At 70.7% G+C, this 13,960-nt stretch carries 13 protein-coding genes; 7 read left to right on the plus strand and 6 right to left on the minus strand.

Features of this window, described 5'->3' with window-relative positions; genetic code table 11:
* Positions 1-105: 105 nt before the first annotated feature.
* Both AB0873_RS26650 and AB0873_RS26655 read right to left on the minus strand, forming a co-directional pair.
* Complete coding sequence (locus AB0873_RS26650) at positions 106-1,185, minus strand: serine/threonine-protein kinase (RefSeq protein ID WP_366603040.1); 1,080 nt, start codon at positions 1,183-1,185, stop codon at positions 106-108.
* A 124-nt stretch (positions 1,186-1,309) separates the two neighbouring features.
* Positions 1,310-3,217 carry an N-6 DNA methylase gene (locus tag AB0873_RS26655; protein WP_366603041.1) on the minus strand — a complete coding sequence of 636 codons (1,908 nt, stop codon included), beginning with the start codon at positions 3,215-3,217 and terminating at the stop codon, positions 1,310-1,312.
* A gap of 99 nt (positions 3,218-3,316) precedes the next feature.
* Here AB0873_RS26655 and AB0873_RS26660 point away from each other — a divergent pair, with 99 nt between their 5' ends.
* From AB0873_RS26660 to AB0873_RS26680, 5 genes are all read left to right on the plus strand, one after another.
* A complete protein-coding gene (locus AB0873_RS26660; RefSeq protein ID WP_366603043.1) occupies positions 3,317-3,847 on the plus strand; it encodes a DUF4352 domain-containing protein in 531 nt (176 codons plus the stop codon).
* An 82-nt stretch (positions 3,848-3,929) separates the two neighbouring features.
* A complete protein-coding gene (locus AB0873_RS26665) occupies positions 3,930-4,451 on the plus strand; it encodes a hypothetical protein (protein ID WP_366603045.1) in 522 nt (173 codons plus the stop codon).
* 278 nt (positions 4,452-4,729) lie between these two features.
* The gene (locus AB0873_RS26670; RefSeq protein ID WP_366603047.1) at positions 4,730-5,497 is read left to right on the plus strand and encodes a hypothetical protein; all 768 of its coding nucleotides are present in this window, start codon (positions 4,730-4,732) and stop codon (positions 5,495-5,497) included.
* A 92-nt stretch (positions 5,498-5,589) separates the two neighbouring features.
* A complete protein-coding gene (locus tag AB0873_RS26675; protein WP_366603049.1) occupies positions 5,590-6,402 on the plus strand; it encodes a hypothetical protein in 813 nt (270 codons plus the stop codon).
* Positions 6,403-6,431: 29 nt separating this feature from the next.
* On the plus strand, positions 6,432-6,740 hold the full coding sequence (locus tag AB0873_RS26680; protein WP_366603051.1) for a hypothetical protein: 309 nt from the start codon (positions 6,432-6,434) through the stop codon (positions 6,738-6,740).
* A 222-nt stretch (positions 6,741-6,962) separates the two neighbouring features.
* Here the strand turns inward: AB0873_RS26680 and AB0873_RS26685 are convergent, their stop codons facing one another.
* Together AB0873_RS26685 and AB0873_RS26690 are read right to left on the minus strand one after the other, a co-directional pair.
* On the minus strand, positions 6,963-7,361 hold the full coding sequence (locus AB0873_RS26685; protein ID WP_366603053.1) for a hypothetical protein: 399 nt from the start codon (positions 7,359-7,361) through the stop codon (positions 6,963-6,965).
* A 45-nt stretch (positions 7,362-7,406) separates the two neighbouring features.
* A complete protein-coding gene (locus tag AB0873_RS26690) occupies positions 7,407-8,165 on the minus strand; it encodes a hypothetical protein (RefSeq protein WP_366603055.1) in 759 nt (252 codons plus the stop codon).
* 546 nt (positions 8,166-8,711) lie between these two features.
* Here AB0873_RS26690 and AB0873_RS26695 point away from each other — a divergent pair.
* Complete coding sequence (locus tag AB0873_RS26695) at positions 8,712-10,823, plus strand: PQQ-dependent sugar dehydrogenase (protein WP_366603057.1); 2,112 nt, start codon at positions 8,712-8,714, stop codon at positions 10,821-10,823.
* Between the two features lie 18 nt (positions 10,824-10,841).
* Positions 10,842-11,783 (plus strand): sugar phosphate isomerase/epimerase, encoded by a 942-nt coding sequence (locus tag AB0873_RS26700; protein ID WP_366603059.1) that lies wholly within the window; start codon positions 10,842-10,844, stop codon positions 11,781-11,783.
* 98 nt (positions 11,784-11,881) lie between these two features.
* On the opposite strand, the gene AB0873_RS26705 is transcribed toward AB0873_RS26700, so the two are convergent.
* Together AB0873_RS26705 and AB0873_RS26710 are read right to left on the minus strand one after the other, a co-directional pair.
* The gene (locus AB0873_RS26705; protein WP_366603061.1) at positions 11,882-12,328 is read right to left on the minus strand and encodes a DUF305 domain-containing protein; all 447 of its coding nucleotides are present in this window, start codon (positions 12,326-12,328) and stop codon (positions 11,882-11,884) included.
* Positions 12,329-12,521: 193 nt separating this feature from the next.
* Positions 12,522-13,934: a GH1 family beta-glucosidase gene (locus AB0873_RS26710; protein ID WP_366603063.1), complete on the minus strand. Its 1,413-nt coding sequence runs from the start codon at positions 13,932-13,934 to the stop codon at positions 12,522-12,524.
* Positions 13,935-13,960 lie beyond the last annotated feature (26 nt).

Raw genomic sequence — 13,960 nt, forward strand, 5'->3', positions numbered from 1 at the left:
TTGACGGCGTCCTCTACGACCCCACTAAACATCGAGCCGCAGCAATGCTCAGCGCGCCTGTCGCGGCGGGAGGTTGACACAGGGGGTGTCATCGGTGGAGCCTTCCTACAGGGTCGAGCGGCGGGCGTACTGGCGGCGGATCTTCTCGACCAGCCAGGTCACGTCGGGGCGCTGGTCGGCCTGCCGTTCGGGGTCGACCTTCGTCGGCGTTGTCTCGGGCACCTCCGCCGTGCTCTCGTCCGCGACGACCGGCAGGTCCTCCGGATCCTGCTCCGGATCGGCCAGGTCAGGCGGGACCAGCAACTCGGTGTCGCCGTCGTAGGTGAGGGCGGCGACGTCCTGGCGCAGGTCGACGGGGGTCTTGCTGCTACTCGCGGTGGCGACCGCCAGCAGCCGGGCCCGGACGTCGTCGAGCCCGGGCCGGGCGGTCGGGTCATGGGCCAGCATGGCACCGAGCAACGGCACCAACTCGGCAGAGACGCCGGAGAGGTCGGGCAGGTCGGTCGGCTCGGTGATCCGCAGCAGGAGGTTCCAGGAGTTGGTCGGTGGGTAGAGGCCGTGCCCGGTGAGGGCGAAGACCAGCGTGGCGGCCAGGCCGTAGATGTCCACCGCCGGCGTGAGGTCGCGCTCGCCACGGACCTGCTCCGGCGACATGTAGGCGGGCGTACCGACGAGTGCGCCGGCTTGCGTCAGGTAGTGCTCGCGGTCGATCAGCACCGCCAGGCCGAAGTCGATCAGCTTCGGGCCGTCCGGACCGAGGATGATGTTCTGCGGCTTGAGGTCACGGTGCAGGAGACCGACCTGGTGCACCCTGACCAGCCCGTCGGCGAGCATCGCCCCGACCATCGCGGCCATCGACAGCGACAGCGGACCTTTCGCGTCGACGTGCTGCCGCAGCGTGGCACCGGGCACGTACTCGACGGCCAGCCAGGCGGGATCGCCCGTGGCGTCGGCATCCTCCAGGCGCGCGACCCGGGAGCCGTAGACGAGTTTGAGGCTCTCCACCTCGGCGGCGAACCGTTCGCGCATCTCGGAGTCCGCCAGCAGTTCCTTCTTGATCACCTTGAGCGCCACCCGATCGGCGGTGGGCGAGACCGCGAAGTACACGGTGCCCATGCCGCCCGAGCCGAGCGGCCGGACCACCTCGTATCCGCCGACCTTCTCCAGCGCCATCAGACCCCCCACGCAGTGACACCCACCTGCACCGATGCGCCCGCCGCCGGCCCCACGCCCGGCGGACGCATGACCGTACAACGTTGGACGATTGCGATGCCAGCAGCCGAACGGCGGTTCTTCCGCACCGCAAGTTTCATGCTCCGTCTTGCGGGCGGAGACTGCCCTGGGCCAGGCCATCGGCGGTGAGCTGCACCAGCTCGGCGCCCAACACGGCAGCTTGTCGGATTGCCGACTCGAACGCGTCCAGCCGCCGGACCGCCTCCCCGTGCGCCCGCTGCTCCTGCAGCGGCAGCCGCCGCACCAGCGCCCGCCGGATGTCGAAGCGCAGCGTCCCGGACAGGCTCGACGCCTGCTTCTCGTTCGCCGTGTTGCGCAGTTGCCCGGCCAGGAACCACGGGTCCAGCGCGGCCGGGTTGGGCCGCAACAGGTACATGTTCGGCCCGAGCACCGCCTTCTCGTCGGTGATGACGCGGGCGGTGATCCGGCGAGCCACAACCGGCACGACGACATCCCCCGGCGCGAGCTGGATCGGCTCCCCCGCCGGCCCGTCGCCACGTGATGACGGCCCGGTCCCCTCGATCACATCCCGCGCGTGCAGTACCGGAAGCTCCGACTCCCCATCGGTGTCGCGCGCCGCCCGTACCGGCCCGAGCAACTGCAACGCTCCCGTGCGGGCCAGCTCTGCGACCGGCACGGCCGGTGATGTCGCCCCGTCGGGTGTGGGCGTGACCTGCGGAATCAGCGCCGGCAGGTCCCGCACGACGGCGGCGAGGCGCTCTCTGGTGCGTACCATCTGCTCCCCCGTCCGCTCGCCCCCGCCAGCGGGTTGGCGGCGGGCGGGCGTGAGGTCGACCTCCTCGTCGAGCAGCTCGATGACCGGAACCGCGCGGGCGAAGCCGGCCTCCTCGACGTCCACCTCCGGGGCGGCGGTGAAGGCCTCCCAGGTGGCGAGGATCCGGGGCGCAAGCTCCGCCAGGTCGCCGTCGGCGGCGTCGACCAGCAGGGTCCGCGCCGGTAGCGGCGCGTCCGGGGCGGGGCGTCGCAGCACCCACAGATGAAGGGGTACGCCGTGCGGCGCGGCCACCCCGCTGGGCAGCGCGATGACGGCCCGGAGCGCGCCGCGGCGCAGCAGCTCCGCGCGGATCCGCCGACCGGTGCGGCGCCCCGCGGCGGTCGGCGGCATGAGCAGTACGGCGTGCCCGCCGGCGTTCAGGTGTGCCAGGCAGTGCTGCGCCCAGGCCAGCTCCGGTTCGGTACGGGGTGGCACCCCGCCGTACTCCCAGCGCGGGTCGTAGCTGAGCTCCTCGTGCCCCCAGGTGGTGACCCCGAACGGCGGGTGGCAGACCACCGCGTCGAAGGTGTGGCCGGGGAAGGCGTCGGCGCGTAACGAGTCACCGGGGCGGACGTCGCCGGGGACCTCGCGTAGCGCGAGCCACAGCCCGGCGAGGGTGGCGAGGTCCTGGTCGAGCTCCTGCCCGTACGCCTCGGTGCACCCGGCGCGGACCGCGGCCCGCAGGGTGGCGCCGGAGCCGGCGGCCGGGTCGAAGATCGTGCCATCGCCCGCGCCGGTGAGCCGGACCATGAGGTCGGCCAGTTCGTCCGGCGTGGCCCAGGGGCGGCCGGGGACGGGCGCGGAGAAGCGTTGCCACAGCTCGTCGAACGCGGCCGGTGGCGTGAGCTCGTCGGCGAGGGCGTCGATGTCCGGCAGCAGTGGCTTGACGGCCGGGTCGGCCGTTACACGTTTCCCGGCGCGCTGTCGACTCAGGAGCTGGGCGCCGACGCCGGCGAGCGCCGCCGCTGGGCTCTCGGTGACCGCGGCGAGGTGCCGCCAGAGCCGCTCGGCGCGGGACAGCTCGGGAAGCTTGCCCTGCTCGCGTAGCCAGGCCTCCACCTCGCCGAGGTCGAACTCGGGGCTGGCCGCCGTGCCGCCGACCGGGCTCGGGAAGTCCGGGTGGCGTTTGCGCCAGTTGCTGACGGCGGCGCGGCCGACCCCGGCGAGCCGGGCGATCTCCGCTGCCGTGATGGTCGGGTTCACCTGCATCTCCGCAGTGTGTCACACATGTCAAGCATCATGCTTGTTGACAGTGTTCACGGCTCATGCTCTTATTGACGCCGCAACGTTCACACCAGGAGGACAACGATGCGCAAGACCACCACGTTCGCCCTGTTCGCCACCGCCCTCATCGCGCTGGGCTGCGGCGCCGGCGCCACCGACGAGGCCGGCAGCTCGGGCGGCAGCGACACCGCCGCCAAGGGCGAGGACAAGCCCAAGACGGCGAAGATCGGCCAGGCCGCCCGGGACGGGAAGTTCGAGTTCACCGTGAAGTCGAACAAGTGCGGCGTCGCCAAGGTCGGCTCCGACCTGCTCGGCGACAAGGCCCAGGGCCAGTTCTGCCTGGTCACGGTCAGCGTCAAGAACATCGGCAAGGAACCGCAGACGCTGATCGATAGCAGCCAGAAGGCGTACGCCGCCGACGGCACGGAGTACTCCACCGACTCGGAGGCGGCGATCTACGCCAACAAGGACCAGCAGACCCTGTTCGCCGAGATCAACCCCGGCAACCAGGTGACCGGCGTCCTCGTCTTCGACATTCCGAAGAAGGTCAAGCTCGCCAAGCTCGAGCTGCACGACTCGCCCTTCTCCGGCGGCGTCACCGTCGCGCTGAGCTGACCCTCCCTATCCCACGCCGGGGCGGGCCGATCACGGTCCGCCCCCCAGTTACCCGACTCAGTTCACCGAGGGAGCACGAGTCATGAAGGATCCCACCCGTCCGCACGCCCCAGCCGAGGCCACGCCTTCGCCGAGCGCGGCCGATCTCGGTGAGCCGGCCGACCCGGAGGGCGCGCGCGTGGGCGGGAGGCGCAACGGGAAGCTGCTGGTAGCGGTGGCGGCGACCGCCGTGCTGTTCATCGGCGCCGGAGCCGCAGCCGCTCTCACTGGCGACTCCCGAGACGAGGGCGAAGCCGAGCCGAAGCCGTCCCGACTCGCCGCTGCCCGGGAGGCGTGCAGCCCCGGCGACAGTCTCTACGCGCAACTGGGTGACGACGGTAGGACCCTGACGCTTCAAGGCGCTGGCGAGGAAACCCGGGGCCTTGAATACAACATCCTCAAGTGCTACTGGCGAGCGCTCGATGTTCCGGACGCGATCGTCGCGGAGATCGGTGCCACCCGTGCACTCGACGGCCGGCAAAACGGCGAGTGGGACACGATGCGCGCCTCCTGGAGCTACCACCCGGATAACGGGCTCCAGATGGTCTTCACCACCTCCGAGTGATCGCACGGCCCGCCAACCCAGGTCCTTCCGCAAGAAGAACGGACAACGGTCCTTCGCGATCACGGTGCCGTGAAGCGCTGGCGCGAGCGGCTTCCTTCTTACCCTCCCCGCAGTCCGCAACAGGAGAAATCGCCATGAATGATCAAGGCAATCCGAGTCCCGAACACCCCGCCGAGCCGACTGTCCCCGCGCCGCAGATCCCCTATCCGCCGGTCAACCCCGCGGCGCCCTCGCCGGGTACGTCCCTCCCGCCGGGAGCCACGCTCCCGGGAGCCGCCATGCCGGGCAAGCGCTCCAACACGCGTGCCTGGCTGGTCGGCGGTCTCGCCCTCGTCGTCGCCCTCTGCTGCGGCGGTGCCGTCATCGGCGCGGTCGGTGGCGACGACCCGGAAGAGACCGCCGCCGCCAGCACGTCGCCGTCGGCCAGCCCGACCAGCGCCGCTCCCACCACGGCGGCGCCGACGTCCGCCGCCCCTACCACGGCCGCTCCCACGACGACCGCCCCGGAACCCACGACGCCTCCGCCGGCGCCCAAGCCGAAGGTGATCAAGGGCCGCGGCGACGACGTCGTCCGCATCGCCGAGCTGACCGACCTGGCCGTCATCAAGTTCACGTGCAAATGCTCCAGTAACACGATCCTGCGCAGCGACGGCGACGGCCTGCTCGTCAACGAGATCGGCTCGTACAACGGGAAGCGGTGGATCAACCTCGAGGATGGTTCGCTGACCACTCAGTTCGAGGTGGAGGCGTCTGGGTCGTGGACCTTGACGATCGGCACGGTGGACCAGATGGCCACCAAGGCCTTCTCCGGGAAGGCCGCCGGCAAGGGCGATGACGTGGTGGTCCTGGGCGGTGACGCCGCCGCCGCGAAGATCACCCACTCCCGCGGTGACTCGAACTTCGTCATCCACGCCTACTCGATGGAGACCGGTGAGGGCGGCCTGCTGGTCAACGAGATCGGTGGCTACTCCGGCGTCCGTCCTCTGGAGGCGCCCGCTCTCGTCCAGATCACCGCAGACGGCAACTGGACCATCGCGCCGGCCTGATCCGTCTGCGACATCAGCTCCAAAGCGCCGGGCGAGCACACTCTCTCGCCCGGCGTCCCTCCCCCATCCCCCGCGAGACGTCAGGAGGCGTCGTGCGTCCCGATGAGTTTCTGCGCGCCCTGGACCTGCTCCCCGCTCCCCTGCACGAGCGTGCCGTCGCGCTGCGCCACTACGCCCGGCCGACCCGCTGCGAGCACTGCCAGCGGATCGGCGACGCCGTGCGGCTCGCTCTCACCGCCGCGCACTGGGACGAGCTCGACTCGGCGCGGCAGCTGCTCGACACGGCCGAGGTGCAGGCCGCAGGGCACGGCTCGGCGTGCCTGCCGCGGTCAAACGACCAGCTCGGTCGCGGCCGGGTCGGGCGGTGGGCGGGGACGTCCGCGCCGCTGGTCGCCGCCACCGACGCGAGCTGGAAGGGGCGTGCCGGCGGCATCGCGTACGTCGTCAGCGACGGCCACTACGGCCTGCGCGGCCGGGGCACCGGCCCGCTCGACCCGACCGGGTCGTCCCGGGTGCTGATCAACGAGCTGCGCGCGGTCGACTTCCTGCTCTCCGGGTACGACGACGCACCGGCGGGGATGACCGTGCTGCTGGACAACCTGACCGCTCTGCGATACCTGCACCGCTGGCAGGCCGGCCGGACCGAGGCGATGCCGAGCGGCTACAGCCTGCGCCCGCGCCGGTCGGCACCCCAACCCACCCTCGTCCGGCTGGCGGAGCAGGTGAGCCGGCGGCCGGACCTGTCCTTCGCCCATGTGAAGGGGCACGCCGGCCACGCGCTCAACGAGGCCGCCGACGCCCTGTCACACATGGCGCGCCGCCGGATCACCGAAACCTTCGACGTACGCCCGCGGGCGCACACCCTGGTCGACGCGTTCCTGCACGACTGGCACGCCACGTGCTGACCACATCCGACTGCACCACGGGGAGAGCAATGTCGACGAGCCACAGCCCGAAGCCACAGCCCGAGGACGTGCCCGGCACCGACGACCAGGACGTGCTCGGCGTGGGTGCGTACCAGATCATGACCCGCCGGTACGTGGAGCGGCGGATCGCCGAACTGCCCGCCGGCCCCGGCGAGACCGAGGCCCGACTGCGCGGCCTGCTGGACATCTTCGACGACATCACCGCCAAGGGCCACCCCGAGCCGTTGAAACTGCTGGCGACCGTGCTGGGCATCCCGGTCGACACGCTCGTCACCCACCTGCGGGCCGCCGGCCGTCCGTGGGGTGACTCCCGGTGACCTACCAGCCGCCGCGCTACGAACCCACCCCGCCGGTCTCCGGCCCGCCCAACCCCTCCTTCCCCCTCCACCCGCGACGGTGCAAGGTCCGGCCACGGCATGGCCGTCGCCGGTCTGGTCCTGGGCTACGTCTTCGTCGGCCCGATGGTCGTCTTCACCATCCTGACGTTCTTCGGCGGCGCCCTGAGCGCGGCCACCCCCTGAGGCCCGCGTACCGATGGCTCACTGACAGATTGCCGGAGCTTCCGTCGTCGGACGGAAGGTGACGACCAGGTCGCCGGTATCCGAGGTGAAGCGCAACGTCTCCGTGGTCAGCAGGCGCATCGTGCCGGAGATCTGCCCGTCGTACCGCATCACCGTTGGATCGTTCGGATCAGGCCGCGCCCCCGGGTCGTCGACCGGGTGCTCCGCCTTCCACCGGCGGCCACGGAACTCGGTGACGTCGATCCCGCAGTGCGTCGAGAGGGTGACCGCATAGTCCCGACCGGTCTCGGCGTCGGCCGGCGCCGGCGCTGGTTCCGACGCGCCCTTCCGCTCGGCACACCCGGCCGCCGCCATTGTCAGCGCCGTCAACAGTGACGCTGCGGCGAGGGCGACGTCACGGGAGTCACGCACTGCCATGGGTTACGTCCTTCCGCTACTTTCCGTGACGACATCGCGGGCCGTTCAGTAGATGACGTGGGTCAACAGGTTGATGTCGTCGCTGGTCGGGTTCTGCGCCGAGCCCTGGGTCCGATAGATGCAGCTCGCCGTCGAGACGTTGTGCCCGACGCCGATGGCGTGGCCGACCTCGTGGCAGGCCGTGTTCCGGCGTTCGCTGTAGGTGTCGCTGTAGTGGTCGTTGAGTTGGATCTTCACCGAGCCGTCGACGAAGAACCGGGTCGTGGTGTTGTAGCTGTAGGACGTCTTCCCGGCCCATCCGGTTGCACCGTAGTTGCCGTTGTTGACCGTCACGCAGTGCGAGCCGGACGGGCAGGCGGAGGTGCGCCACCAGACGTCGATGTCGGGGCTGGTGTTCCAGGACGGCACGGCAGCGCTCACCGGCCAGTTCGCGCTCGAGTAGTCGCGGAAGTAGACCACCGGCCGCGCGCTCGACCACTGGATTGCCGGGCAGCGCCCGCTGTCGAGTGCGTACGCGGTGCCGTAGTAGCACTGGAACGGGTCGAAGGCCCTGGGCGACATCGGGTCCACCAGGCCGCGCACACCCGTCGCACGCAGCTTCGCGTGCAGCGCTTCGACGGAGACGCCCTTCGCGGGCGTGTACTGCGTGACCGAGACGACGTTCCCGACCACGGTTCTCGCGAAAACGTGGTGGTCGCCGTGGTCACCGTGGGCGTGGGACGGCGCCCCGGTGAGGGCAATGGCGGACAGGACGATCAGGAGCCCTGCGGCAACCCGATTCCTGATCAACTTGAAGACGGACATCGTCGACTCCCCGCTCGATGGACATCGATGCGGGGATCGTACGAGCGCCCCGGTCCGCCGGATGGCCCGCCCGAGGGCTTATGGCGAAGGACGCTCAAACCGTCTTATGTGAACCACCGTTCCCGATCCTCGCGCGTCGGACTCGTTCGACTCACGCTCCGACGGAGGAGACTTTTGTCGCGGCGGAGAAAAGTTGTGCCGTCGACGATGAAAGCTATGGACATCCAGGTATGTCTTTTGTAGCGTCGACGCGTACCGATGTGTTTCGTCGAGATGGAGCCCGGGTCGAGCAGCGGCTCGGCCGGGCCTGACCACGGTCGGGTCATCGGCACCGAACACCCGACCGTCCCGTACCTGATCCGTCCCCCACTCCCAGAAACGTCCGCCTGTCGCCCAGCCCGGTAGCGACGCCACCGACCGACCCGGCCGGCCGCGCACCGCAGCCCCGTGCGACGGGCGGCTCGACCCTGCCCGGGAGGAACCGTCGCCGACAGAGGAACGAGCAGGACCTGCCCCGACCCCAGTCCCGAGCACAAGGAGAGGCAGATGAAACGACGACTCGCGCTCGCCGTAGCGGGCCTGACGACCCTGGCGCTCGCCGCCACCCCCACCGTCGCGACGGCCGCCCCGACGGCCGCGCCGCCGGACAGCGCCTTCCAGAAGGTCACCCTCAACGACACCCCGGGCGAGCCGATGGACCTCGCCGTGCTGCCCGACAATCGGGTGCTGCACGTGACCCGCCCCGGTGAGGTCTGGCTGCACGACCCCGCCACCGGCCGCAACACCCTCGCCGCGATGTTGGACGTCTACCGGCACGACGAGGAGGGCCTGCAGAACGTCGCGATCGACCCGAACTTCGGCAGGGCCGGCAACAACTGGGTGTACCTGTACTACTCGCCGCCGATGGACACCCCGGTCGACGACCCGTCGACGCCAGACGTCAACGAGGGCGACGCGCCGGCCTGGGGCACGGCTGCGGACTTCGAGCGCTTCGAGGGAGTCATCCGGCTCTCCCGGTTCCGGTTCGTCAAGGACAAGCTGGACCTGACGACCGAGCAGCGGATCCTCGACGTGCCGGTCGACCGGGGCATCTGCTGCCACGTCGGCGGGGACATCGCCTTCGACGCCAGGGGCAACCTGTACCTGTCCACCGGGGACGACACCAACCCGTTCGAGTCCGGCGGATACGCGCCGATCGACGAACGCGCGGGCCGCAACCCGGCGTACGACGCGCAGCGCACCTCGGCCAACACCAACGACCTGCGCGGCAAGATCCTACGCATCACGGTGGGCCGGAACGGCTCGTACACCGTTCCGGACGGCAACCTGTTCCCGAAGGGCACCCCCGGCACCCGGCCCGAGATCTACCTGATGGGCCTGCGCAACCCGTTCCGCATCGAGCTGAACCGCGAGACCGGGGACCTCTACGTCGCCGACTACTCGCCGGACGCCGGTGAGCCCGACCCGTCGCGGGGACCGGCCGGGCACGGCAAGTGGCTCGCGGCCCGGAAGGCCGGCAACTACGGCTGGCCGTACTGCGCCACGGCGGAGCTGCCCTACCGGGACTACGACTTCGCAACCGGCGCTTCCGGGGAGAGCTTCAGCTGCGCGGCGCCGATCAACGAGTCGCCGAACAACACCGGCCTTCGGAAGCTGCCGCCGGTGGAGCAGCCGCAGGTGTGGTACAGCTACGGCACCTCGGAGCGATTCCCGGAGCTGGGCACCGGCGGCATCGGCCCGATGGCGGGTCCGGCGTACGACTTCGACCGGCGGGCGACGCGGGGACGCAACCCGGTGGCGTGGCCGGCGTACCACGACGGGAAGCCGCTGTTCCACGAGTGGACCCGGGACTACGTGAAGGCGCTCCAGCTGAACCGCCGCGGCGACCTGACCGGAATCGAGCCGGTGCTGCCCTCCGTCACCTTCGACAACCCGATGGACCTGGAGTTCGGCCCGGACGGCGCGCTCTACGTCCTCGAGTACGGCGACGGCTACTTCAGCGAGAACCCGGACGCGCAGCTGGCCCGGATCGACCACACCGGCTGGACCGGCAACCACACCCCGGTCCCCCGGGCCTCGGCCACGCCCACCGACGGGCTCGCGCCGCTGACCGTCGCCTTCTCCAGCGCGGGTACCAGAGACGAGGACGGCGACCGGCTGACGTACGAGTGGTACCTCGACGACGACGACCGGGTGGACTCGCGCGCGGCGAACCCGACGTTCACGTACCGGGAGAACGGCCGCTACGACGCCACCCTGAAGGTGACCGACCGGAGCGGACTGTCGGCCTCGGCGTCGGTCCGGATCGTCGTCGGTAACGCCACGCCCGTGGTGGAGCTGGTCAATCCGGTCGAGGGCCAGGCCTTCGCCTTCGGCGACACGGTGGAGTTCGAGGTACGGGTGACCGACGACCAGCCGGTGGACTGTGCGCGGGTCAGCGTCACGTACATCCTCGGTCACGACGACCACGGGCACCCGCAGACCACCGCGAACGGCTGCACCGGTTCGATCCAGACCACGGTGCCGTCCGGCCACGACCCGGAGAACGACAACCTGACGGGCGTCTTCGTCGCCTCCTACACCGACGCCGGTGGGGACGGACTGCCCGCCCTGACCGGCAGCGACCAGGTCGTTCTGGTTCCCACCATCAGCCACTGAGACACCGAAGGGGACACCATGTGTTACGGATACGACGGCAACGCCGCGCTGCGGCAGTCCCTCGGCCGACGGAGCCTGCTGCGCGGCTCGCTGGCGACCCTCGCCGGCGTCGGCCTCGCGTCCAGCGTCGGAGCGACCAGCGCGGCGGCGAGCGCCGACCACCGGGGCCGGCGCCACGTACCCCCGGGCCTGATCAGCATTCAACTGTGGACGGTGCGCGACGCGCTCTGGGGCTCGCCGGGGTACGACGCCACGCTCACCCACCTCGCCCGGATCGGCTACCCGCGAGTCGAGCTGGCGCTGGGCTACTTCGGGCGTACGGCCGCCCAGCTGCGCCAGTTCCTGGACGGCATCGGCATCAAGGCCAGCTCCAGCCACGACGGGATCAGCGCCGACGCCGCCGCCCTGGACGAGAAGATCCAGAACGCGCTCACCCTGGGCCAGCGGTTCATGGTGGTCCCGTACCTGAACTCGACCAGCGAGGACGACTGGAAGCGCTGGGCGGAGCAGATGAACGTCGAGGCCGCGGCGGCGCGGGCGGCCGGACTGCGCTACGGCCACCACAACCACGCCCACGAGTTCACCATCGACTTCGGGAACGGCCGGCGCCCGTGGGACGTACTGACCGAGGAGCTCGACCCGAGGCTCGTCCACCTGGAGATCGACATCTACTGGGCGGTGACCGGCGGCATCGAGTCCGGCGACGGGGTAGCCGACCCGGAGGGCTTCACGCTGGACGTCATCCGCTCCGCGCCGCAGCGCGTCCTGCAGTACCACGTCAAGGACCGGCACGAGTCCACCGGCGACATGGCCGACCTGGGCACCGGGATGGTCGACTTCGCCCGGATCTTCCGGAAGCACCCGGTGCTCGAGTACATCGTCGAGAACGACACCCCGGATGTGACGCCGCAGCGGACCGCCAAGGTCGGCTACCGCTACCTGCGCAAGCTCCGGTTCTGACGAACCCCGGCAGGCAGCGCTGACTGGCATCAGGGCCGGCGGGCCGGAACCGCCGGCCCTGGTGTCCAGCGAACGCGCCCCTGCCCGGAGCCCCGTGTTCAGTAACGGTCCCGCAGGATCCGCTTCATCAGGGTGATCTCCTCCTCCTGCGACCGGACGATCTTGTCGCAGAGTTCGACGATCTCCGGGTCGGTGATCTGCGACTCCTGACAGACGAGGACCGCCCGGGAGTGGTGCGGGATCATCGAGTGCAGGAATGCCTCGTTGCCGACGAGCGGCTCGGTGCGGACCGCCGCGAACCCGCCGATGAACAGGGCGATGAGCACGGCGTACGACACGATGGTGAGTCGCTTGTCGGTGAACATCTGGTGCATGACGCCGAGCATGACGACGCCCATGACCGACACCATGAGGATCGACATGTAGAAGTTGCTCAGGTTCAGGAAGAAGTCCGAGGGCCGCCGAATTTGAGACATCGTCAGCAGGAACATCAGCACCAGGCTGATCAGCAGGACGGCCCCGAACCGCAGGTAATTCTGCTTCATCTTGCTTTCGCCCCACTACCCTTGTCGGCTCCGGTCACTCGCTCTCGCCACGCTATCGATGCACTCGTCCGTTCATCCGGTGAACAGCGCAGTTCGCCGCCCGGTGGCGGCCCGACCGACGTGATCCGCCGGCACTCGTCGGGACGCCGGTACGGCCGTCCGGGAAGCACCCGGACGGCCGCCCCGCCTCCGGTCAGCCGTTGCCGCGGACCCGACGGACGGTGTCGCGGTACCAGAGCGCGCTGCGCTTCGGCGTGCGCCGCTGGGTGTCGTAGTCGACCCGGACGATGCCGAACCGCTTGTCGTAGCCGTACGCCCACTCGAAGTTGTCCAGCAGCGACCAGGCGAAGTAGCCCCGCACGTCCGCCCCGGCCTGGCGGGCCCGGGCCACCGCGCGCAGGTGCTCGGCCAGGTAGGCCACCCGGTCGTCGTCGGCCACGAAGCCGTCGGCGTCCGGCTGGTCGTCGAAGGCGGCGCCGTTCTCGGTGATCACCAGCGGCACGCCCGGGTAGTCGCGGCCGAGCCGGACCAGCAGGTCGGTGAAGGAGTCCGGCACGATCTCCCAGTCCATCGCGGTGCGGGGCAGGTCCCGGCGGACTACCCGCCGCACCGGCCGGCCCTCGTCGTCCCGCTCGCGCCCCTGCTCGTCCACCCCGGAGAAGAGCTGCCCGAAGTAGAAGTTGACGCCGAGCACGTCGATCGGGCTGGAGATGACGTCCAGGTCGCCCTCCCGCACCGGGATGCGTACCCCGTCGCGGGCCAGGTCGGCCACCACGTCCTCCGGGTACCGGCCGTGGATCAGCGGGTCCAGGTAGAGCCGGTTGCCGAGGCCGTCGGCGGCGCGGGCGGCGTCCCGGTCGGCCGGGCTGTCGGTGGCCGGGTCGGCCGTGGCCAGGTTGACGGTGATGCCGAGTTCCAGCGGTCGGGTGGCCGCCGCCCGCAGCCGCCCCGCCGCCAGCCCGTGGCCGAGCAGCAGGTGGTGGGCGGCGGCGATCGCGTCGCCCAGGTCGCGCCGGCCGGGGGCGTGCAGGCCGTACGCGTACCCGAGCATGGCCGAGCACCACGGCTCGTTCAGCGTGGTCCACGTCCGTACCCGGTCGCCGAGCGCGTCGAAGACCAGCTCCGCGTAGTCGGCGAACCGGTAGGCGGTGTCCCGGGCCGGCCAGCCGCCGGCGTCCTCCAGCTCCTGCGGCAGGTCCCAGTGGTACAGCGTGACCCACGGGTCGACCCCCCGGCCGAGCAGTTCGTCGACGAGCCGGTCGTAGAAGGCGAGCCCGGCGGCGTTGGCCGGCCCCCGCCCGCCGGGCTGCACCCGCGGCCAGGCCACCGAGAAGCGGTACGTGTCCAGGCCGAGGTCGGCGATGAGCGCCACGTCCTGCGGCATCCGGTGGTAGTGGTCGCAGGCCACGTCGCCGTTGTCAGCGTTCACCACCGCGCCGGGGACCCGGCAGAAGGTGTCCCAGATGGACGCCGTGCGACCGTCCTCGGCGACCGCACCCTCGATCTGGTACGACGAGGTCGCCACACCCCACCGGAAGGTCGGTGGCAGCGTGTCGATCGGGTCGGCCTCGGTCGACGTCGCCGGGCTGGTGGGGTTGCTGTCCATGGTTCTCCTCGCGGTCGCGGACGGTG

Origin of the sequence: Micromonospora sp. NPDC047707 (assembly GCF_040704235.1) — a bacterium.
Lineage (GTDB): Bacteria > Actinomycetota > Actinomycetes > Mycobacteriales > Micromonosporaceae > Micromonospora.